General features: G+C 60.7%; 18 protein-coding genes and 2 pseudogenes. 2 read left to right on the top strand and 18 right to left on the bottom strand.

Annotation, left to right across the window (positions count from 1 at the left end):
• Positions 1-54: 54 nt before the first annotated feature.
• The 6 genes from LPU83_RS50880 to dusB all read right to left on the bottom strand — a co-directional run bounded on the left by LPU83_RS50880 (position 55) and on the right by dusB (position 8,325).
• Positions 55-918, bottom strand: a complete 864-nt coding sequence (locus LPU83_RS50880; RefSeq protein WP_024316987.1) for a D-amino-acid transaminase — start codon at positions 916-918, stop codon at positions 55-57.
• Positions 919-983: 65 nt separating this feature from the next.
• Positions 984-2,348: a nitrogen assimilation response regulator NtrX gene (gene ntrX / locus LPU83_RS50885; protein WP_024316986.1), complete on the bottom strand. Its 1,365-nt coding sequence runs from the start codon at positions 2,346-2,348 to the stop codon at positions 984-986.
• A complete protein-coding gene (locus LPU83_RS50890; protein ID WP_024316985.1) occupies positions 2,338-4,608 on the bottom strand; it encodes a sensor histidine kinase NtrY-like in 2,271 nt (756 codons plus the stop codon). Before LPU83_RS50890 ends, ntrX begins: the two co-directional genes overlap by 11 nt.
• A 191-nt stretch (positions 4,609-4,799) precedes the next feature.
• Positions 4,800-6,251: a nitrogen regulation protein NR(I) gene (ntrC, locus tag LPU83_RS50895; RefSeq protein ID WP_024316984.1), complete on the bottom strand. Its 1,452-nt coding sequence runs from the start codon at positions 6,249-6,251 to the stop codon at positions 4,800-4,802.
• Positions 6,248-7,402 (bottom strand): two-component system sensor histidine kinase NtrB, encoded by a 1,155-nt coding sequence (locus LPU83_RS50900; RefSeq protein WP_024316983.1) that lies wholly within the window; start codon positions 7,400-7,402, stop codon positions 6,248-6,250. The genes ntrC and LPU83_RS50900 overlap by 4 nt, the downstream gene beginning before the upstream one ends.
• Positions 7,399-8,325 carry a tRNA dihydrouridine synthase DusB gene (dusB, locus tag LPU83_RS50905; RefSeq protein ID WP_231052299.1) on the bottom strand — a complete coding sequence of 309 codons (927 nt, stop codon included), beginning with the start codon at positions 8,323-8,325 and terminating at the stop codon, positions 7,399-7,401. The genes LPU83_RS50900 and dusB overlap by 4 nt, the downstream gene beginning before the upstream one ends.
• A 235-nt stretch (positions 8,326-8,560) precedes the next feature.
• Here dusB and LPU83_RS50910 point away from each other — a divergent pair, with 235 nt between their 5' ends.
• Positions 8,561-9,772, top strand: a complete 1,212-nt coding sequence (locus LPU83_RS50910) for a bifunctional 2-C-methyl-D-erythritol 4-phosphate cytidylyltransferase/2-C-methyl-D-erythritol 2,4-cyclodiphosphate synthase (protein WP_024316981.1) — start codon at positions 8,561-8,563, stop codon at positions 9,770-9,772.
• Between the two features lies 1 nt (position 9,773).
• Entirely contained in the window at positions 9,774-10,274 is a 501-nt protein-coding gene (locus LPU83_RS50915; protein WP_024316980.1) for a CinA family protein, read from the top strand.
• Here LPU83_RS50915 and LPU83_RS50920 read toward each other — a convergent pair.
• The 12 genes and pseudogenes from LPU83_RS50920 to pdhA form a co-directional block, all read right to left on the bottom strand.
• Positions 10,265-10,708, bottom strand: coding sequence for a type II toxin-antitoxin system RatA family toxin (locus tag LPU83_RS50920; protein WP_024316979.1), 444 nt, complete (start codon positions 10,706-10,708; stop codon positions 10,265-10,267). The genes LPU83_RS50915 and LPU83_RS50920 overlap by 10 nt on opposite strands.
• A gap of 9 nt (positions 10,709-10,717) precedes the next feature.
• Positions 10,718-11,287 (bottom strand): annotated as a pseudogene (locus tag LPU83_RS50925) (P-loop NTPase family protein).
• A 41-nt stretch (positions 11,288-11,328) separates the two neighbouring features.
• Positions 11,329-11,901 (bottom strand): P-loop NTPase family protein, encoded by a 573-nt coding sequence (locus LPU83_RS50930; RefSeq protein ID WP_024316978.1) that lies wholly within the window; start codon positions 11,899-11,901, stop codon positions 11,329-11,331.
• A 61-nt stretch (positions 11,902-11,962) separates the two neighbouring features.
• The gene (gene lipA, locus LPU83_RS50935; protein ID WP_024316977.1) at positions 11,963-12,934 is read right to left on the bottom strand and encodes a lipoyl synthase; all 972 of its coding nucleotides are present in this window, start codon (positions 12,932-12,934) and stop codon (positions 11,963-11,965) included.
• Between the two features lie 42 nt (positions 12,935-12,976).
• Positions 12,977-13,225, bottom strand: a complete 249-nt coding sequence (locus LPU83_RS50940; protein ID WP_024316976.1) for a GlsB/YeaQ/YmgE family stress response membrane protein — start codon at positions 13,223-13,225, stop codon at positions 12,977-12,979.
• A gap of 14 nt (positions 13,226-13,239) precedes the next feature.
• Positions 13,240-13,494, bottom strand: a complete 255-nt coding sequence (locus tag LPU83_RS50945; RefSeq protein ID WP_024316975.1) for a GlsB/YeaQ/YmgE family stress response membrane protein — start codon at positions 13,492-13,494, stop codon at positions 13,240-13,242.
• 76 nt (positions 13,495-13,570) lie between these two features.
• A complete protein-coding gene (gene lpdA / locus LPU83_RS50950) occupies positions 13,571-15,016 on the bottom strand; it encodes a dihydrolipoyl dehydrogenase (RefSeq protein ID WP_024316974.1) in 1,446 nt (481 codons plus the stop codon).
• 15 nt (positions 15,017-15,031) lie between these two features.
• Positions 15,032-15,599 (bottom strand): annotated as a pseudogene (locus LPU83_RS50955) (GNAT family N-acetyltransferase).
• A 2-nt stretch (positions 15,600-15,601) separates the two neighbouring features.
• Entirely contained in the window at positions 15,602-16,243 is a 642-nt protein-coding gene (locus LPU83_RS50960; RefSeq protein ID WP_024316973.1) for an SGNH/GDSL hydrolase family protein, read from the bottom strand.
• Positions 16,244-16,262: 19 nt separating this feature from the next.
• The gene (locus LPU83_RS50965; protein WP_024316972.1) at positions 16,263-17,615 is read right to left on the bottom strand and encodes a pyruvate dehydrogenase complex dihydrolipoamide acetyltransferase; all 1,353 of its coding nucleotides are present in this window, start codon (positions 17,613-17,615) and stop codon (positions 16,263-16,265) included.
• An 18-nt stretch (positions 17,616-17,633) separates the two neighbouring features.
• Complete coding sequence (locus LPU83_RS50970) at positions 17,634-19,007, bottom strand: pyruvate dehydrogenase complex E1 component subunit beta (RefSeq protein WP_024316971.1); 1,374 nt, start codon at positions 19,005-19,007, stop codon at positions 17,634-17,636.
• Positions 19,008-19,024: 17 nt separating this feature from the next.
• Complete coding sequence (gene pdhA / locus LPU83_RS50975; protein WP_024316970.1) at positions 19,025-20,071, bottom strand: pyruvate dehydrogenase (acetyl-transferring) E1 component subunit alpha; 1,047 nt, start codon at positions 20,069-20,071, stop codon at positions 19,025-19,027.
• Positions 20,072-20,206 lie beyond the last annotated feature (135 nt).

Genomic DNA, 20,206 nt, shown 5'->3' on the forward strand with positions numbered 1-20,206 from the left:
CTCGCCTGCAGGCAGCTGACAACCCTCATCCCCTCTGCCCAGAAAGCCTTGGTATCAAATCGCAATCTTTTCCGCAACGTCGAAAAAGGCCTCCCGAATTTTCTGGGAGATGCTGCCCGGATGACCGTTCGCGATCGACTGGCCATCGATCGCCACGACCGGAAAGCAGATGCTCGTTGCAGCCGTGATGAAGACTTCACGTGCGGCAAGCATCTCGGCGACCGAGAACTCCCGCTCTTCGATCGTCAGCCCCAGCTTGGCTCCGACATCGATCAGCGTCGTGCGGGTAATGCCGCGCAGAATGCCATGTTCCGCCGGGCGCGTGATGAGCGTACCACCGCGGTCGACCATCCAGACGTTGGTCGCAGCGCCCTCCTTCACCATGCCCTTGGCGTCGACATAGATCGCTTCCTGCGCCCCGGCTTCCTTCGCCTGCTGACGCGCCATCGCGTTCGGCAGGAGGCCGACCGATTTGATGTCGACGCGATCCCATCGATTGTCGGGAACAGTAATTGCCTTGATGCCTGTAGCGTTCTTTTTGGCGATGATCGAGGGATCAGTGCTCTTGGCGGTGATCACCAGCGACGGCAGGGTTCCCTCTGCCGGAAATACGTGATCGCGCCGCGCAACGCCGCGCGTGACCTGCATGTAGAAGAGACCGTTGCGGACCCGATTGCGCCGCAACGTTTCGCGAATGACCTGGGTTAGCGCATTACGGCTCATCGGCCAGGCAATGCGCAACTCGCCAAGCGATCGGTCCAGTCTGTTTAGGTGGCGCGTAAGATCGACGATATAGCCATGCCTGATTTCACAGACTTCGTAGACGCCATCCGCGAACTGATAGCCGCGGTCCTCGATATGGACCATCGCGCTCGAGTGCGTGACATAGCGGCCGTTCACATAGGCTATTCTGGGCATGGAGAACCTGTGCGTGGGGGTATAAGCAGGTGAACGAGTGACGGCGCAGCAGCGCCGCCCTGGTATCAAACGCCAAGCGACTTCAGCTTGCGGTGCAGCGCCGAACGCTCCATGCCGACGAACTCTGCGGTACGCGAGATATTGCCGCCAAAACGATTGATCTGCGCAATCAGGTAGTCCTTCTCGAACATTTCTCGTGCTTCGCGAAGCGGCAGCGTCATGATGTGATAGTCGTTTTTGGCCGAGACCTTCGGCAGCATGTCGCCGAGGTCGGTCGGCAGCATCTCGGCGGTGATGGGCGCGTCAGGACCGTCAGAACGGGCAAGGATCATCAGCCGCTCGATGTTGTTGCGCAGCTGGCGGATGTTGCCCGGCCAATCATGGGCCTGCAGCACGGCCATGGCGTCGTCGCCGATGCGGCGCGGACGGATGCCGGCCTGCTCGGAAATCTGCCGCATCAGCTGATCGACCAGGAACGGGATATCCTCGCGACGATCTGCCAGCGCCGGTACGCGCACCGGCACGACGGCGAGCCGATGGTAGAGATCTTCGCGGAACCAGCCCTCGGCGATGCGGCTCTCCAGATTGTAGGCCGTCGACGAAACGATGCGCACATCGACCTTCACGCGCTTGGAGCCGCCGACGCGTTCGAACTGCTGATCGACGAGAACGCGCAGGATCTTGTTCTGCGTCTCGCGCGGCATTTCTCCGACTTCGTCAAGATAGAGAATGCCGCGGTGCGCCTCTTCCAACGCTCCGATCTTGCGCGCCTGGCCGGGCGAACCTTCGGTACCGAACAGCGCGATCTCCATGCGCTCCGGCGTGATATTGGCGGCATTCAGCGCCACGAACGGACCGCTTGCACGCGCCGACTTCTTGTGGATCATCCGGGCGACGAGCTCCTTGCCGGAACCCGACGAGCCGAAAATCATGATCCGGCTGTTGGTCGGCGAAACCTTCTCGATCGTCTGGCGCAGTTGCGAGACCGCCACCGACGTACCGATGAGTTCGACCGGATCGCCAGCCTTGCGCTTGAGTTCCGATACCTCGCGCTTCAGCTTCGAATTCTCGAGCGCGCGTTCGGCGATCAGGATCAGCCGGTCGGCCTTGAACGGCTTCTCGATGAAATCGAATGCACCACGCTTGATGGCGGACACAGCAGTCTCGATGTTGCCGTGACCGGAAATCATGACGACGGGAATATCCGGGTGGCGCGTCTTCACCTCGTCGAGCAGCGATAGACCGTCGAGCTTGCTTCCCTGCATCCAGATGTCGAGGAAGATCAACCGCGGCGCACGATCGGAGATCGCAGCCAAAGCGCTGTCGCTATCGTGTGCCGTGCGGGTCTCATGTCCCTCATCAGACAGGATACCGGAGACGATCTCGCGGATGTCGTGCTCGTCATCGACGACCAGAATATCAGAGGCCATAAACACTTTCCTTGTCACTTGCGGCCGGGGCAGAAGGCACGGTTTCCAGACGTGGCAGGTGCACGCGGATCATGGCCCCTCTTCCCTGGTCGAAATCAGCGGGCGCATCATGCAGTTCGAGCTGCCCGCCATGTTCCTCAATAATTTTCTTGACGATCGCCAGACCAAGCCCGGTGCCCTTCTCGCGCATCGTCGTATATGGTTCGAGAATGCTATGGCGGTTCTCCACCGGCAGGCCGCGACCGTTGTCGATCACATCAACGGTAAAGCGGTCGCGTACCGGATCGAGCGAAGCACGAACCAGGATCTTGCGTTGGTCGCGCTCGCCGCTCGGCACGGCTTCAATCGCCTCCACCGCATTCTTGATCAGATTGCCGAAAGCCTGACCGAGCATGCGACTATCAAATTGTCCTTCCAGCGGCTGGTCGCCCAGTTCCTGCTGGAAGCTAACGTGACTGTTGCCCATCTCGCGCAGGAACACCGCGTCGTGCAGGATCTTGCGCAGATCGCTCGGCTCCTTGATCGGCTTCGGCATCCGAGCGAACGATGAGAACTCGTCGACCATGCGGCCGATATCGCCCACCTGGCGGATGATGGTCTCCGTGCACTGGTCGAAGACACCCCGGTCGTCCTGGTCGATCTGTTTCCCGTAGCGGCGCTGGATTCGCTCCGCCGACAGCTGGATCGGCGTCAGCGGATTCTTGATTTCGTGAGCAATACGACGGGCGACATCGCCCCATGCCGTCGAGCGCTGGGCGATGACGAGATCAGTGATGTCATCGAGCGTGATGACATAGGATTCGCTCATGTCGCGAACCTCCTCGCGCGTCACCTGGACGCTGAGGGTCCGTACGGTCCCTGCGCGCACAAGAGCGATCTGCTTGCGGAAATCGCCACGATAGCGGGAAGCAGCTTCGGTCAAAACCTGATCCACCTCGGGCGCAATCTCGGAAAGCTGCTTGCCGAGCATCTCCGACGCCGGCAACGCCATCAGGGCTTCCGCCGAACTGTTGACGATCGTCACCCTGCGGTCGTTCTCGACACCGATGACCGAGGCAGTCACGCCGGAAAGAACGGCTTCGATGAAGCGACGACGGTCGTCCACTTCGTCCTTGGCCTCCAGGATCTCGTCACGTTGCGTGCGGATTTCCGAGATCATCTTGTTGAATGTGCGCGACAGGCTTGCAACGTCGCCGTCCACGGCATGGACGGGCACGACGATATCCATGTTGCCCGAAGCCACGCTATCCGCCGCCGTAATCAGCAGTCGGATCGGGCGCACGATACGGTCGGCTACGGCAATCGCCGTCCAGATGGCAGCGAGCAGAACGATGAGAGCGAAGCCGATGTAAAGGACCGCGAACGCGATCTGCAGTGAGAAACGCCCCGCTTCCATCGACTTATATTCGGTGGCGTTCTCCTCCATCATCCGCATGGCGCCCATCACCTTCGGATCCACGGCGCGAACCGTGTAGAGAAACGCACCATCAATCGCATCGAGCTTGATGATAGCGCCGACTAAGTTCGTTATGCCCGGCGGGATCAAGGTGGGCTGCCCCGCCGCGGCCTTGTTCAAAGCGTCCTGAGGAATTGCCGGCAGCGGCTTCTCGGTCTTGATATCAGCCTGGATAATCACAGAGCCGTCAGATTGGACCAGAAATGCGCCCAGCAGCCCGCGGCCTCGCGCCTGTCGCGTCATCAAATCGGAAAAGCCTGTGCGATCGAGATTGAACAGCGCTCGATTGCGTTCGAGGTCGTTCGCCATCGATACGGTCTGGCCCTGCAGGTAGCTCGCATTCTCCATCATGTAGGCCTGCCCGATGTTGCGGGAGGAACTGATGATCGACTGCGTACGAAGGGCAAACCACCGGTCGAGGCCGGCATTCAGCGTGATGCTGGCGAAAATGGCGACAAGGATCGCCGGGGTGATTGCGACGATCGAAAAGAGCACAACAATGCGGATGTGAAGCCGAGCCGCCGCGCGCCCGCGTTTGCGTGCCTTGACCAGGCGGGAAACCTCACGTGCAATGAGGGCCATCAAACCGAGTACGAAGAACGAGTTCACGACGACGGAGGTGACGACGACATGGTAGGTCGGCGCGATCGGGGTCAACCCAAGCAACACGAAGAGCGTCAGCGTCGCGCAAAGAAGCGCCCCGCCGGCAAGGATCAGGCCCGGTAGCGCAAACAGGGCACGGCGATCGGTCACGGCCGTGACAGCTTCGCCTTCCGCCGCAGGCGGCATCGCATCCTGTTCCATTCGCTTAATTCTCCTGGCGGCAGACCGTCGCTTCCGCCGCTCCCCGCGGATAGGGCGGGAAGCCGCCAGCCTACCTACACGACGCAACGACAAGTGCCGTTGCGCTTTTGGGCAGCTGCGAAAACCCGAACCCCATGCGTGACTTCTAAGCAACGCATTGTGGCGAAAATGCAACGTCGGCAGTCACATTGTCAAGCAGTGCGGGAGCTTCTGTACACCGATACGCCGAGCTCTCTGATCTTCTTGCGCAGCGTATTGCGGTTCAGACCCAAAAGATCGGCTGCCTTTATCTGGTTACCGCGCGTGGCCGTAAGGGCGGCAAGTATCAGCGGATACTCCATTTCCGTCAGCACACGGTCGTAAAGCCCCGGCGGTGGCAGGCCATCGCCGAAACCGGCGAAGTACGTCCGCATGTTTTCCTCGACAGCCTGGGCGATCGTCATATTGCCAGTGCGGATCGGACCCTTGTCGATGGGACTGTCTGGAACATCGGACCGAAGCTCAGCTTCGATGATTTCGCGCGTGATCACATCCTGTGGATAAAGTGCCATCAGCCGGCGAATGAGGTTCTCCAGTTCGCGCACGTTCCCCGGCCAGGCGTAGGCTTTCATCAGATCGAGCGCTTCCTGATCGAAGCGCTTGGAGCCGAGCCCTTCCTTTTCCGCCTGCTGGATGAAGTGGCGCACGAGATCCGGAATATCCTCTGCGCGGTCGCGCAGAGGCGGCAGACGCAGCGGAACGACATTCAGGCGATAGTACAGGTCCTCGCGGAAGAGCCCCTGATTGATCGCCTGCTTCAGGTCCTTGTTGGTCGCGGCGACGATCCGAACGTCGGTGCGGATCGGCGTGCGACCGCCGACGGTGGTGTATTCGCCCTGCTGCAGCACGCGCAGGAGGCGCGTCTGGGCATCCATCGGCATATCGCCGATTTCATCGAGGAACAGCGTGCCGCCTTCGGCCTGCTCGAAACGCCCGGTCGAGCGCGTCTGGGCGCCCGTGAATGCACCCTTCTCGTGGCCGAAAAGCTCGGATTCGATCAGGTCGCGCGGGATCGCCGCCATGTTGATGGCAACGAACGGCCCGTTGCGACGCTTGCCGTAGTCGTGCAGCGCCCGCGCCACGAGTTCCTTGCCGGTGCCCGACTCGCCGGTGATCATCAGGGTCAGATCCGTCTGCATCAAGCGTGCAAGGACGCGGTAAATTTCCTGCATCGCTGCCGAACGGCCGACGAGCGGCATTCCGTCCTGCATATCCTCGTCAAGCTTGGCAGGTCTGCGCTTCGGCTCGGCGAGCGCGCGACCAATGATGCCGATCAGTTCCGTCAGGTCGAACGGCTTCGGCAGATAATCGTAGGCGCCCTTCTCGGAAGCCTTGATCGCCGTCATGAAGGTGTTCTGGGCGCTCATGACGAGCACGGGCAGATCCGGGCGCGCTTTCTTGATCCGCGGCAACAGATCGAAGGCGTTCTCGTCCGGCATCACGACATCGGTTACGACTAGATCGCCCTCGCCCGCCGAAACCCAGCGCCAGAGCGTGGCGGCGTTGGAGGTAATTCGCACGTCATAGCCGGCGCGGCTCAGAGCCTGATTAAGCACGGTACGAATTGCCGCATCATCATCCGCGACGAGGATCGTTGCTGTCATCGAGTAAGTCCTGTGGGAGTTATGGTCGTTGCGTCTTCCAGCGATGCGTCCTTGGAGGCCGGCATCAAGACGCGGAATGTGGTGCGGCTGTTTTGGCTGTCGCATTCGATGATGCCGCCATGGTCGCCGATAATCTTGGCGACGAGCGCCAGGCCGAGGCCGCTGCCGTTCGTCTTTGTCGTAATGAACGGATCAAACAGATGCGGCAGCAAGTCGGCCGGCACGCCAGGGCCATTATCCTGAACACAAAATTCGAGCGGCAGCGAAATCTTTTCGCGCGTACCGGCGACGGATAGACGAATGCCCGAGCGGTAAGCCGTCGTCAGAACGATTTCGCCATCCGGGCGATCGCCTACCGCTTCGGCGGCATTCTTCACGAGGTTGAGGAACACCTGAACAAGCTGATCGCGGTTTGCGTAGACGGACGGCAATGAGGGGTCGTAGTTCTCGGTGATGCGCAGGTGGCGCGCAAAGCCCGCCTTCGCCACAGCCTTCACGTGATCGAGAACCGAGTGGATATTGACGGGCATCCGATCAACCGGCCGCTCGTCTGAGAAGACCTCCATGCGGTCCACGAGCGAGACGATGCGGTCGGTTTCGTCGCAGATCAGCCGCGTCAATGCGCGGTCGTCATCGACGACCGATTGCTCCAACAGCTGTGCTGCACCGCGAATGCCGGAAAGCGGATTCTTGATCTCATGCGCCAGCATGGAGGCAAGGCCGGTGACCGAGCGAGCGGCCGCACGATGCGTCAGCTGGCGATCGATCTTGTCCGCCATCGACCGCTCCTGGAAGACGATCACCACCGAGCCCGGATCGCTCACAACCGGGGCAACGTATAAATCGACGAGCTTGTCCTGTCCGAGGCGCGGCGAGCTCAAGTCGACACGATACTCGTTGATCGGCGCCCGCCGTTCGCGAACCTGATCGATCAAGGCCAGTAGCGGACTGCCAAACGGAATGAAGGTCGAGATCTTGTAGCGGGCAAGGTGGGCGGCGCTGGCACCAAAGAAGGCCTCCGCTTCCCAATTGGCGAAAGCGACGAGGCCGGCCTCGTTGACCATTACGACGGGATTCTGGATCGCGTTGAGCACAGCAGTGGCAACGGCGCTGCCTCCGTTGTCGACCGACGATGGCACGTCATTCGTCATGCAGCCTCCCGGGTCTGCGTGTTCGATGCCGCAGCCATCAATGCATCATAAAACCGTGCGGTAACCTCTTCAGGCTCGCGTGCCGTCATGATTGCAGCCTTCTCCTGGGCTGCGACATCAGGCGCGAAGCGATCGAGATACCAACCGAGGTGCTTCCGTGCATGGCGGACGGCGACCGCTTCGCCATAGAACGCAAGCATCATACGGTAGTGTTCAGCGGCAATGTCGGGGATTTCCCATGCGTCAGGCGCCGCGTAACCGGCCAATACACCGGCGTGCCATGGCCTTCCCTGACACCCTCTGCCGATCATGACGGCATCGGCTCCTGAGCGCCGCAGCATCGCGTGCGCATCTTCGACGGTTTCAACATCGCCGTTTGCAACCAGGGGAACGGCGATGGCATCGCGTACCGCCCGGATTGCGTCCCAGTCAGCCCGGCCTTCATAAAACTGCATGCGCGTACGGCCGTGGATCGTAATCAACTGGACGCCTGCCTCCTCCGCGCGGTGCGCAATCTCGGGCGCGTTGATGGAATTCTCGTCCCAACCGAGCCGCATCTTCAGGGTCACGGGAACGCTCACCGCCTTGACTGTCGCCTCAATGAGGCTCAGGGCGTGATCAGGATCGCGCATCAAGGCGGAGCCGGAATAACCGCCTATCACCTTCTTGGCCGGACACCCCATGTTGATGTCGATGATATCAGCGCCATGGTCGGCCGCGATCTTCGCAGCCTCGGCCATCCAATGCGCTTCGCGGCCAGCCAGTTGCACCATGTGCGGCTCAAAGCCCGCACTCTCAAGGCGCGCCCATGATTCGGCGGTGCTGTTGACGAGCTCACGGCTCGCAACCATTTCGGTGACCACAAGCCCGGCGCCATGGCGCCACGCCAGTTGCCGGAACGGCATGTCCGTCACGCCGGACATGGGTGCCAGAACAACGCGGTTCCTGACTTCCACAGGTCCGATCCGCAAAGGTGATGCGAGGTCAAAGTTCAGCAATTGATTATCTTTCAGGCACGCAGAATGCGTGCACTATTTTTAGACAGGTTTAAATGGCTTGCCAAGAGGGCAGTGCGCGAATTGACATTTTTAGGGCAAATGCTGGAATTCGATGCGCCAAGCCGCTAAGCACCGGTGCAAAATCGCGTTTTGAGGATTTATGCCGCAAATGCATCAAAAGCAACCAGCAATAGGTATTGTCGTCGTAGCCGCCGGGCGTGGCGAACGCGCAGGCGCATCCGAAGAGGGCCCCAAGCAATATCGGACCATTGGCGGCAAGCCGGTGATCGCTCACACATTGGAGAAATTCGCCAGTTGGGAGCTTTCCCGCCACATCGTCGTGGTCATTCACCCCGATGACGAGGTCCTGTTTGCCAAGGCAGCCAGTCAGGTCCAGTCGGGCGCGCCGATCGATGCGGTCCACGGCGGCTCGACGCGCCAGCAATCCGTTCTTGCGGGACTGCACCATTTGCGCAGCAAGAACCTCACACATGTTCTGATCCATGACGCTGTGCGGCCCTTCTTCGACCACACCCTTCTCGATCGCATCGCCAGCCTCCTCTCGGAAGGCGTGCCGGCAATTCTCCCGGCTATGCCTGTAGCCGATACGCTGAAGCGAGCCGACCTCGACGGAACAGTTCTCGATACAGTGCCCCGCACACAGCTTTATGCAGCGCAGACGCCGCAGTCGTTTGCCTTCGAACCTATCTTGGCCGCCCACGAGAAGGCAGCCTCCGCAAACCTGACGGACTTTACCGATGACGCGGCCATTGCCGAATGGGCCGGTATACCGGTACGGATCGTCGAGGGGCTAGCGGACAATGTGAAACTGACGGTCAAACGAGACATTGCGATGGCAGACAGCAGACTTTCCGGTCAGGCACTCCCCGATGTGCGCACGGGCAACGGCTACGATGTTCACCAGCTAGAGCCCGGCGATGGCGTGACGCTTTGCGGCGTTTTCATTCCCCACGATCAGAAACTCAAGGGCCACTCTGACGCTGACGTGGCGTTGCATGCGCTGACGGACGCGCTGCTTGCGACCTGTGGCGCCGGCGACATCGGCGACCATTTTCCGCCATCGGATCCGCAATGGAAGGGTGCACCCTCGCGCATCTTCATCGAACATGCGGCGAAGATCGTGCGTGAGCGCGGCGGCACGATCATGAATGCCGACGTCTCGCTGATCGCCGAAGCGCCGAAAGTCGGGCCGCACCGTGACGCGATGCGCGCCAAGCTTTCGGAATTTCTCGGCATTTCCATCGATCGCTGCTCGGTCAAGGCGACGACGAACGAGACGATCGGTTTCGTCGGCCGCCGCGAGGGCATTGCCGCGATCGCCACGGCAACCGTCGTCTATAGGGAAACCTGAGATGAGTATCTTCCCGGCCGATATCGTCGCACAAGCCGAAGCCATCATTCGCGACTTCACTGCTGCGGGGCTGATGGTCTCGACGGCAGAATCCTGCACCGGTGGGTTGATTGCCGGCGCACTGACCGAGATCTCGGGGTCTTCTTCGGTCGTGGACAGAGGCTTCGTCACCTATACCAACACCGCCAAGATGGAGATGCTTGGCGTGCAGGAGGAAACGCTGATCCGCTTCGGTGCTGTGTCGGAAGAGACGGCGCGGCAGATGGTGCACGGCGCCCTCTTCCGCTCCCGCGCGGCCATCGCCGTTGCCGTGACGGGCATTGCCGGCCCCGGCGGCGGGTCGGCGCAAAAGCCGGTCGGCCTCGTCCATCTCGCTGCCAAGTCACGCGCCGGCGGCCTCACTCATCGGAAGATGCACTATGGCGATATCGGTCGCGACCAGGTGCGCCTTGCGACCGTCAGGACCGCATTTGGCATGATCCAGGAACTGGCTCAGCTGTAGATCTTGGTCGCCCGCGTTTCAAAGGCTTCGGAGAACATGCGGAACGCGCGGTCAAACATCGAGCCCATGACTGCCCCCAGGATGCGGCTCTTGAACTCGTAGTCGATGAAGAAGTGGACGTTGCAGCCCGTTGCCGTCTCCTCGAAGCGCCAGCGATTGTCGAGATAGCGGAATGGCCCATCGATATACTTCACCTCGATAAGGCGTTCGGCCCGGTTCAACAGCACCTGCGTCGTGAAGGTTTCGCGGATCGCCTTGTAACCTACGGTCATATCAGCGATCAGCAGCACCTTGCCGTCACGCTCCTTGCGGCTGCGAATACTGAGCGCCTCACAGAGTGGTAGGAATTGTGGGTAGTGCTCGACATCGGCGACGAGGTCGAACATTTGATCGGCGGAATGCGGGACGGGGCGATGCGTTTCGAACTGAGGCATGATCGGCAGTTAAGTGGGAGCGCCGAGAAGATCAAGAAGGCGGCGCATTTCCTGATGCGATTTCAACTGAAGGACGGGCACGTCGGGACAGAACCGATCGATTCCTGCAACAATATGTGGCACAAACCGACGCTCGAAATTCCAGATGAAGCTCAGAAATTCGAGATCGAGCTTTTCGGGGCAGCCCGCCGCCATTTCAGGTCGCGCCCTTCCCCGCCATCGCAGCCACCTACCGGTGACACCAAGAACGCAGCGCCAGCGTGGCAATCGCACCCATAGGACGAATTCTGTTCGCGGTAGACGGAGATCGAAGGTTGATGATCCCGTTCAGTCCATCAGCCACCGTTCGGACGCAACCGCAACCGCGATCAAGTCCCGCTCCTCAGTTTTCGGCCGCTTCACCCAGCCAGGCAACCAATAGAACTCACGGTCCATCGAAATATGGCGTATGCCGAGCTGCTGCGCGAGCTTGCGCGATAGCGTTGTCTTCCCGCCACCGGAGCATCCGACGACCAGAACACGCTTCGAGTGAAGCAACAATTCGGCCGCGTGCGCAAAATCGGTAATGAAATTTGGCATGTTTCCATCCCTGCAGACAGGTGTCGAATTGAAGAGGTCGCTCAGTCTACTGGATCGAGGCGATGCAGCAGGCGCCCCATGTCTGCTCGGCTTTTCAGCTGGACAACAGGAACCGATGCGCCGTGCCGACGAATGCCCTCCATAAATTCCGGTACGTCATCCCGCTCGAAGTTCCAGACATAGGAAATGAATTGCCAATCCGGCATCTGCTCAAGGCAACCCGGGGCCATGTCGGGGCGGGTCTTTCCGCGGTCCATGAACCCGCGTTTGACGATACTCCAAACGCACAGCCAGCGTGGCATCCGCACCCAGACGACCAGATCGGCGCGCGGCAATCGAAGGTCGAGTGAGCTCGGATTGTTGCCGTCGATAATCCAGTGGTTCTCGGCGACGATCTGAGCGATCAGTTGCCTTTGCTCAGACCTCGCGCGTGACATCCAACCCGGCAGCCAGAAGACCTCGCGATCCATGGACACGTAGCGGACGCCAATGACCCGCGCGAGTTTCTGGGAAAAAGTGCTCTTGCCACCACCGGAGCAGCCGAAAACAACGATCCTGCGCGCCGCACCAAGTACTTCGGCAGCATCCTCGATCGCGGTGATGTCGTTCGGCATATGCGGCTCCGAGACTGGGAGCCGCGCAACATACACAACTTCAGATTAGGAACAACCGCTCTTACTCGGCGGGGATCAGCAACTTCTTCTCGCGTGCGGCCTTCAGGCGAGCAAAATCCTCGCCGGCATGGTGTGACGAGCGCGTCAGCGGGCTGGAGGCCACCATCAAGAAGCCCTTGGTGTAGGCAACCGTCTCATAGGACTTGAATTCGTCAGGGGTGACGAAGCTCATAACCGCGTGGTGCTTGCGGGTTGGCTGCAGGTACTGGCCGATCGTCAGGAAGTCGACGTCTGCTGTACGCAGGTCGTCCATCAGCTGCAGCACTTCGTTGCGCTCCTCACCGAGCCCGACCATGATGCCCGATTTGGTGAACATGGTTGGGTCCAGTTCCTTCACGCGCTGCAGCAGGCGGATGGAGTGGAAGTAGCGTGCGCCCGGACGAACCGTCAGATAGTTGCCGGCCACGGTTTCCATGTTGTGATTGAAGACGTCGGGCTTGGCGGCGACCACGCGCTCCAGCGCGCCCGGCTTCTTGAGGAAGTCAGGCGTCAGGATTTCGATGGTCGTCGACGGTGACGCAGCGCGGATCGCCCAAATTACCTTCTCGAAGTGCTCGGCGCCACCATCGGCCAGATCATCACGGTCGACGGAGGTGATGACGACGTGGGAGAGCCCCATCTCCTTCACCGCCTTGGCAACGTTCTCCGGCTCGGCCATATCGAGCGCGTTCGGCTTGCCGGTCGCAACGTTGCAGAAGGCGCAAGCGCGGGTACAGATCTCGCCCATGATCATGAAGGTCGCGTGCTTCTTGTCCCAGCATTCGCCGATATTAGGGCATCCAGCCTCTTCGCAAACGGTGACGAGCTTATGCTCCTTCACGATCGAGCGTGTCTCCGCGTAGCCCTTGGAGGTTGGTGCTTTGACGCGAATCCAGTCCGGCTTGCGCAGGACTTCCTGATCGGGCCGATGTGCCTTTTCCGGATGCCGCACGCGCTTGGCGTCGGGATTGATCGTGTCGAGAATGGTTACCATCGTAGTTCAAATCTCCGCCGCTCCATGCGGCAAAAGCCCTATCTATCGGCGGACGAGCCGCGCGACGAATATCAGCAAGCAGGCACCAAGAAAACCCGTGACGAAGTAGCCGAGCCTGCCGCCAGCCACCTCTATATGAAATTGCGCCAAAATCGCAGTTGCGATCACGGAGCCGACAATCCCGAGCACGATGTTGAGCAATATCCCGTAGCGCGCCTCCATCAGCTTGCCCGCGAGCCAGCCTGCAAAACCGCCGATGATGATTGCCGCAATCCAGCCTACGCCTTCCATCCTGCCCCTAGCCCTTACGCTATCGCCCTCGCGATCAGCACCACGATGATGGCCCCGACCGTTGCGTGAATGATCTGCACCACAAGCGCATTATCGATCCCGAGCGATATTCCGAGCGCGTTGAAGAGAAAGCCTCCAACAAACGCGCCGATGATGCCGCTCAGCAGGCATCGTATCAATCCACCTCCACCGACGACCAGGCTTGCGAGGAAGCCCGCAAGCAGACCGATGAGCAGAAAGATGAGCAGTGCCTGCGTACCCATAGACATGATGATTTCCTTTTGTTTTTTCCACCCCATGGGGATGGATTTGCCACCCCGAGATAGAGGGCGGCGACGGAAACTATCAAGCGTTCAGAACACGACCATAGGCATCGAGGACTGCTTCCTTCATCGTTTCGGAAACGGTCGGATGCGGGAAGATCGTGTGCATCAGTTCTTCCTCGGTCGTCTCGAGGTTCATCGCGACGACAAAGCCCTGGATGAGCTCGGTCACTTCGGCGCCGACCATGTGGGCGCCGAGCAGCTCGCCGGTCTTCTTGTCGAAGATCACCTTGCAGAGACCCTGGTCTTCTCCGAGCGCGATCGCCTTGCCGTTGGCCGCAAAGGAGAACCGGCCGACACGGATGTCGCGGCCCTGCTCCTTGGCCTTGGCTTCAGTGAGGCCTACCGAGGCGACCTGCGGGTTGCAGTAGGTGCAGCCCGGGACCTTGTTCTTGTCGGTGGCGTGAACGTTCGGCAGACCCGCGATCTTCTCGACGCAGACGACGCCCTCGTGCTCAGCCTTGTGGGCGAGCATCGGTGGACCGGCAACGTCGCCGATCGCATAGATGCCTGCCACGTTGGTCTTGCCGTAGCCGTCGATCACGATGCAGCTGCGATCCGTCTTGACGCCGACTGCCTCCAACCCGAGGTTTTCGATGTTGCCCTGAACGCCGACGGCCGAGATCATCCGATCAGCCGTAATCTGCTGCACCTTGCCGTCCGACGTCTCGACATGCGCGGTGACGCTGTTGGCGGACTTTTCGACCTTCGCGACCTTGGCGCTCGTGAAGATTTTCAGGCCGCGTTTTTCCAGCTGCTTGCGGGCGATCGTGGTGACTTCCGCATCTTCGACCGGCATAATCGTCGGCATGACTTCGACAACAGTCACATCGACGCCCATGGAGCGGTAGAAGCTTGCGAATTCGATTCCGATGGCGCCCGAGCCCATAACGATCAGCGACTTCGGCAGCACATCCGGCTTCAGCGCTTCGAAATAGGTCCAGATCAGCTTGCCGTCCGGCTCGATGCCAGGCAGCGCGCGCGGACGGGCACCAGTCGCAACGATGATGTGCTTGGCGGTGTAGGTGCCCTCGCCCTTGACGTTCTTCGGCACCGGGTTCTGCGGCTCGACGACAGGCTTGGAAGACTTGCCGACGACGATTTCGCCGGGTTTGGTGATCTTGGCTTCGCCCCAGATCACATCGACCTTGTTCTTCTTCATCAGGAAGCCGACACCACCGTTCAGGCGCGCCGACACGCCGCGCGAACGGGCGACGACAGCCTTGACGTCGGCGCTGACCTTGCCTTCCAGCACGAGGCCGTAATCCTTGAGGTGGTTGGAATGGTCGAGAATTTCGGCCGAGCGCAACAAAGCCTTGGTCGGGATGCAGCCCCAGTTCAGGCAGATGCCGCCCAGATGCTCGCGTTCCACGATCGCGGTCTTGAGGCCCAGCTGGCTGGCGCGCACGGCGGCGACGTAGCCCCCCGGTCCGGAGCCGATGATGATGACGTCGTAATTCTCAGCCATGTTTTCCTGCCTTTGCTATCGGGCGTCGCGGGTGAGTAGCACCCACTCGTGTTTTCTGCCGTTTTCGAAGAACGCCACGGCATCAGCGCGCGCCGTCTCCGAAAATCCATTGTTCTTGTAAAGCGACGGAGCCGCTTGGTTGTAACTTGCTGTGATCAGACTGACCGGCGCGGTTTTTGCCCGCTCGATCTGATCCTCCAGAAGCCTTCGACCGATCCCGATGCCGCGCAATGGCTGTGGACACCGAGCGTTCCGATAAACCAGCTTCCAATCACCATCTGCTGCAGATCGATAACCGGTTTCAGCGCCGGGCGATCCGCCGGAATGTTGCGTATGCCTTCATCTAGTCCGTAGCCGATCGCGGCTCCCGCGATCTCGCCATGAGCCTCGCCAATCACGGCATCGCGCCAGTTGCCTTGCCCATCGTCGCCGCGCGGCTTCCGCCGTCCGCGCTGCATCGGGGTGTCGCCGCCACCGCCGCTTCCTTGCTCCGTGAGCGAAAGCCAAGAGGCGAAGCCGTGAGAGGCGCCAGCTCCGTCGCATCCTCCCGCGCGGCGAGCCGAAGCGAAACGAAGGATCTCATGCTCAAAGCCCCAGCATCATCCGCACAGTCGATTCCATGCCGCGCCCGAGAGCGCGGGTATTTTCAGCGTCAAGGTGGATGCCATCGACCGGCGTCGTCTTCGCCACCGAATTGCCATCGAAGAAGCCGCAGCCGAGTTCGTCCGCGAGATCACGATAGAGCGTCGGAAGCTTTGTCGATTCCTCGATGCCACCGACAAACGAGGCCGCGAAGGGCACGTTGGCCGTCTCGCGAATCTTCGGTGGCGCAACGATCAGGATGTCAGGCCCATCGAATTCGAACGGCCAGGCATGATTGCGGATCAACCGCACCAGCCGTGCGATGCCCTGGCAGGCGGCAAAAGCCGATCCAGCCACGACCGGCTTCATGTCGTTGGTGCCGAGAAGCAGAATGACAAGATCAAGCGGCGCATGCGTCTGCAGGATCGTCGGCAGGATGCGCGCGCCGTTCCGGTCGCAGTCGGCGAGGTGGTCGTCGAAGGCGGTTGTCCGTCCATTCAATCCTTCGGCGATAACACGCACCTCGTTGCCGAGTGCCGCCTGGAGCGCACTTGGCCAGCGATCCTTGTAGTCATGACGCCCGATCGTATCGGCGTCATAACCCCAGGTCAGCGAGTCACCATAGCAAAGAACGGTCTTCGTCATTTCCGCCTCCGCTCCGGTCTCAGACGAGCATACCCATCGGATTTTCGATGTAGCCCTTGAACGCTTGCAACAGCTCGGCACCGAGCGCACCATCGACGCAGCGATGGTCGGTCGAAAGCGTGACGCTCATCACGGTTGCGATCACCATTTCGCCCTTGCGGACGATGACACGCTGCTCGCCAGCGCCGACGGCAAGGATCGTTGCATGCGGCGGGTTGATGACGGCTGCGAAGTTCTTCACGCCCATCATGCCCATGTTCGAAACAGACGTCGTGCCGCCCTGATATTCCTCAGGCTTCAGCTTGCGATCCTTTGCACGCTTGCCAAGGTCGCGCATCTCGTTGGAGATCACCGACAGGGTCTTTTCCTCGGCCTTGCGGATGATCGGCGTGATCAGACCGCCCGGGATCGAGACCGCAACGCCGACATCGGCGTGCTTGTGCTTGACCATGTTGGCCTCGGTCCAGGAGACGTTGGCATCCGGAACATCGCGCAGCGCCAGAGCCATGGCCTTGATGACCATGTCGTTGACGGACAGCTTGTAGGAGGCGCCGCCATCCTTGCGGGGAGCCGCGTCGTTGAGCTGGGCGCGCAGCGCCAGTAGCGCATCGAGCTCGCAATCGACGGTGACGTAGAAGTGCGGCACCGTCTGCTTGGATTCGACGAGGCGCTTGGCGATGACCTTGCGCATGCCGTCATGCGGCACAAGCTCGTAGGAGCCAGGCTCGAACAGCTTGAGAACGGCTTCTTCCGAAGCGCCCTTGGGTGCAGCAGCCGGAGCCGGTGCAGCAGCTTGCGTGGCAGCGGCGGCCGCAGCAGCCTTGGCACCACCACCTGTGACAGCGGCTTCCACGTCGCTCTTGACGACGCGGCCATGCGGACCGGAGCCGGCGATGCCAGACAGATCGATACCGGCTTCCTTCGCCAGACGACGCGCGAGCGGCGAGGAGAAGGCGCGATTGCCACTTGCCGGAGCGGCTGCGGGTGCAACGACCGGAGCAGGAGCGGCGGCCGCCGGCGCCTGAGCGGCGGATGCCGGTGCGGCTTCAACCTTCGGCGCTGCCGCGCCATCGACCTTTGGAGCCAGAGCAGCGGAGCCTGCCCCGCTGGCAGCGGCGGACACGTCTTCACCTTCCGCTGCGAGCACGGCGATCAAGGCATTGACCTTGACGCCTTCAGTGCCGGCCGGAACGACGATCTTGGCAACGGTGCCCTCATCGACGGCTTCGACTTCCATCGTCGCCTTGTCGGTCTCGATCTCTGCAATGACGTCACCCGACTTGACCGTGTCGCCTTCCTTGACCAGCCACTTGGCGAGGTTGCCCTCTTCCATGGTCGGAGACAGGGAAGGCATCGTGATGTTGATAGGCATCGAAATACCCTCCCCTTGTTACTTGTAGCAAACGGCCTTCACGGCATCGACGACTTCACCAACATTCGGGAGAGCGAGCTTCTCGAGGTTGGCGGCATAAGGCATCGGAACGTCCTTGCCGGCGACCGTCAGAACCGGCGCGTCGAGATAATCGAAGGCCTGCTGCATGACGCGGGTGGCAATTTCGGTGCCGACGGAGTTCTGGGGATAGCCTTCCTCGACAGTGACCAGACGGCCGGTCTTCTTGACCGATTCGATCACGGTGGGAATATCCATCGGGCGCAGCGTGCGCAGGTCGATCAGTTCGGCGTCGATGCCGATCTTTTCGAGTTCGGCGACAGCCTTGACCGCATAGGTCATGCCGATACCGAAGGAGACGATCGTCACGTCCTTGCCCGGACGATGAATGCGCGCCTTGCCGATCGGCAGGACGAAATTATCTATCTTCGGCACGTCGAAATGCTGACCGTAGAGAATTTCGTTTTCGAGGAAGACGACCGGGTTCGGATCGCGGATGGCAGCTTTCAGCAGGCCCTTGGCGTCGGATGCTGTATAAGGCATGACGACCTTGAGGCCCGGGATCTGGCTGTACCAGGCCGAGTAATCCTGGCTGTGCTGGGCGCCGACGCGGGCAGCAGCGCCGTTCGGGCCGCGGAACACGATCGGGGCGCCCATCTGGCCGCCGGACATGTAGAGCGTCTTGGCAGCCGAGTTGATGATCTGGTCGATCGCCTGCATAGCGAAGTTGAAGGTCATGAACTCGACGATCGGCTTCAGGCCAGACATCGCAGCACCGACGCCGACGCCGGCAAAGCCGTGCTCGGTGATCGGCGTATCGATGACGCGGCGCGCACCGAACTCCTGCAGGAGGCCCTGTGTGACCTTGTAGGCGCCCTGGTACTCGGCAACTTCCTCGCCCATGACGAAAACGCTCTCGTCAGCCCGCATTTCTTCCGCCATGGCATCGCGAAGCGCTTCGCGAACGGTCATCGAGACCATTTCGGTACCGGCCGGAATTTCCGGATCGTTCTGCACGGTTGCCTTCGGCTCGGCTGGAACAGGAGCAGCAGCCGGCTTTTCTTCCACCTGTGGGGCAGCGGCGGCGGGAGCAGGCGCGGCAGGTGCTGCCGAAATATCGGAGGCCGACTCGCCGTCCTGCAGCAGGACTGCGATCTTGGCGTTGACCTTCACATTTTCGGTACCGGCCGGCACCAGCAGCTTACCGATGACGCCTTCATCAACGGCTTCGACTTCCATCGTCGCCTTGTCGGTTTCGATCTCGGCAATGACGTCACCTGACTTGACGGTATCGCCTTCCTGCTTGAGCCACTTGGAAAGCGTGCCTTCTTCCATCGTCGGAGAGAGGGCGGGCATGAGAATATCGATTGGCATGGGTCGTCCCTCCCCGATTAGAGCAGAATGTCAGTATAGAGCTCGGATGCATCCGGCTCCGGATCGGACTGGGCGAAGTCGGCGCTATCAGCAACGACATCGCGGACGTCCTTGTCGATCGCCTTCAGATCGTCTTCGGAGGCCCAGCCCTTTTCGAGTAGGCGCGCACGCACCTGTTCGATCGGATCCTGCTCGGAGCGCATCTTCTGCACTTCCTCCTTGGTGCGGTACTTCGCCGGGTCGGACATCGAGTGGCCGCGGTAACGGTAGGTGAGCATCTCGAGGATGATCGGCCCCTTGCCCGAACGGCAATGCTCGAGCGCTTCATCCGCTGCAGCCTTCACCGCACGGACATCCATGCCATCGACCTGGACGCCGGGGATGCCGAAACCGGAGCCACGGAGCGAGTAGTTCGACTGCGCGGTAGCGCGCGCAGTCGACGTGCCCATGGCGTAGCGGTTGTTTTCGACGATATAGATGATCGGGAGCTTCCAGAGAGCAGCCATATTGAAGCTCTCGTAGACCTGGCCCTGGTTGGCGGCACCATCACCGAAATAGGCGACGGAGACGCTGTCATTGCCGCGGTAGCGGTTGGCGAAGGCGAGGCCCGTTCCGAGCGAGACCTGGGCACCGACGATGCCATGACCGCCGTAAAAATGCTTCTCCTTAGAGAACATGTGCATCGAGCCGCCCTTGCCGCGCGAATAACCGCTGCGGCGTCCGGTCAGTTCGGCCATGACGCCGCGCGCGCTCATGCCGGTGGCCAGCATGTGGCCATGGTCGCGATAGGCGGTTATAACCTGATCGCCTTCCTTCTGGGCCATCTGCATACCGACGACCACAGCTTCCTGGCCGATGTAGAGGTGACAGAAACCGCCAATGAAGCCCATGCCGTAGAGCTGTCCGGCCTTCTCCTCGAAGCGGCGGATCAGCAGCATCTCGCGATAGGCCTTCAGCTCCTCATCGCGCGTAAAATCAGCAACAGGACCACCATTGGATGCCTTGTTTGCCGGCTTTGCGCTAGTTTTACGGCTGGAAACGGTCGCGGTTTTTCGCGGCGCCATTCAACCCTCCCTGTGGGTTTGTCGGTTCTTTGGTGGCGCGTACCATAGGGAAGAAATTTCGCCGCAGCAATGCCATAAATGCATGGCTCGTATTCGTCAGTAAATTACTGATAAATAAGCATTTATCGAGATTAA

This window comes from Rhizobium favelukesii (genome assembly GCF_000577275.2).
Classification (GTDB): Bacteria; Pseudomonadota; Alphaproteobacteria; order Rhizobiales; family Rhizobiaceae; genus Rhizobium; species Rhizobium favelukesii.

Coding starts and splice junctions, on each gene's coding strand:
- LPU83_RS50880 (WP_024316987.1), bottom strand. CDS start 918: ATGCCCAGAATAGCCTATGTGAACGGCCGCTATGTCACGCACTCGAGC.
- ntrX (WP_024316986.1), bottom strand. CDS start 2,348: ATGGCCTCTGATATTCTGGTCGTCGATGACGAGCACGACATCCGCGAG.
- LPU83_RS50890 (WP_024316985.1), bottom strand. CDS start 4,608: ATGGAACAGGATGCGATGCCGCCTGCGGCGGAAGGCGAAGCTGTCACG.
- ntrC (WP_024316984.1), bottom strand. CDS start 6,251: ATGACAGCAACGATCCTCGTCGCGGATGATGATGCGGCAATTCGTACC.
- LPU83_RS50900 (WP_024316983.1), bottom strand. CDS start 7,402: ATGACGAATGACGTGCCATCGTCGGTCGACAACGGAGGCAGCGCCGTT.
- dusB (WP_231052299.1), bottom strand. CDS start 8,325: ATGTCCGGCGTGACGGACATGCCGTTCCGGCAACTGGCGTGGCGCCAT.
- LPU83_RS50910 (WP_024316981.1), top strand. CDS start 8,561: ATGCCGCAAATGCATCAAAAGCAACCAGCAATAGGTATTGTCGTCGTA.
- LPU83_RS50915 (WP_024316980.1), top strand. CDS start 9,774: ATGAGTATCTTCCCGGCCGATATCGTCGCACAAGCCGAAGCCATCATT.
- LPU83_RS50920 (WP_024316979.1), bottom strand. CDS start 10,708: ATGCCTCAGTTCGAAACGCATCGCCCCGTCCCGCATTCCGCCGATCAA.
- LPU83_RS50930 (WP_024316978.1), bottom strand. CDS start 11,901: ATGCCGAACGACATCACCGCGATCGAGGATGCTGCCGAAGTACTTGGT.
- lipA (WP_024316977.1), bottom strand. CDS start 12,934: ATGGTAACCATTCTCGACACGATCAATCCCGACGCCAAGCGCGTGCGG.
- LPU83_RS50940 (WP_024316976.1), bottom strand. CDS start 13,225: ATGGAAGGCGTAGGCTGGATTGCGGCAATCATCATCGGCGGTTTTGCA.
- LPU83_RS50945 (WP_024316975.1), bottom strand. CDS start 13,494: ATGTCTATGGGTACGCAGGCACTGCTCATCTTTCTGCTCATCGGTCTG.
- lpdA (WP_024316974.1), bottom strand. CDS start 15,016: ATGGCTGAGAATTACGACGTCATCATCATCGGCTCCGGACCGGGGGGC.
- LPU83_RS50960 (WP_024316973.1), bottom strand. CDS start 16,243: ATGACGAAGACCGTTCTTTGCTATGGTGACTCGCTGACCTGGGGTTAT.
- LPU83_RS50965 (WP_024316972.1), bottom strand. CDS start 17,615: ATGCCTATCAACATCACGATGCCTTCCCTGTCTCCGACCATGGAAGAG.
- LPU83_RS50970 (WP_024316971.1), bottom strand. CDS start 19,007: ATGCCAATCGATATTCTCATGCCCGCCCTCTCTCCGACGATGGAAGAA.
- pdhA (WP_024316970.1), bottom strand. CDS start 20,071: ATGGCGCCGCGAAAAACCGCGACCGTTTCCAGCCGTAAAACTAGCGCA.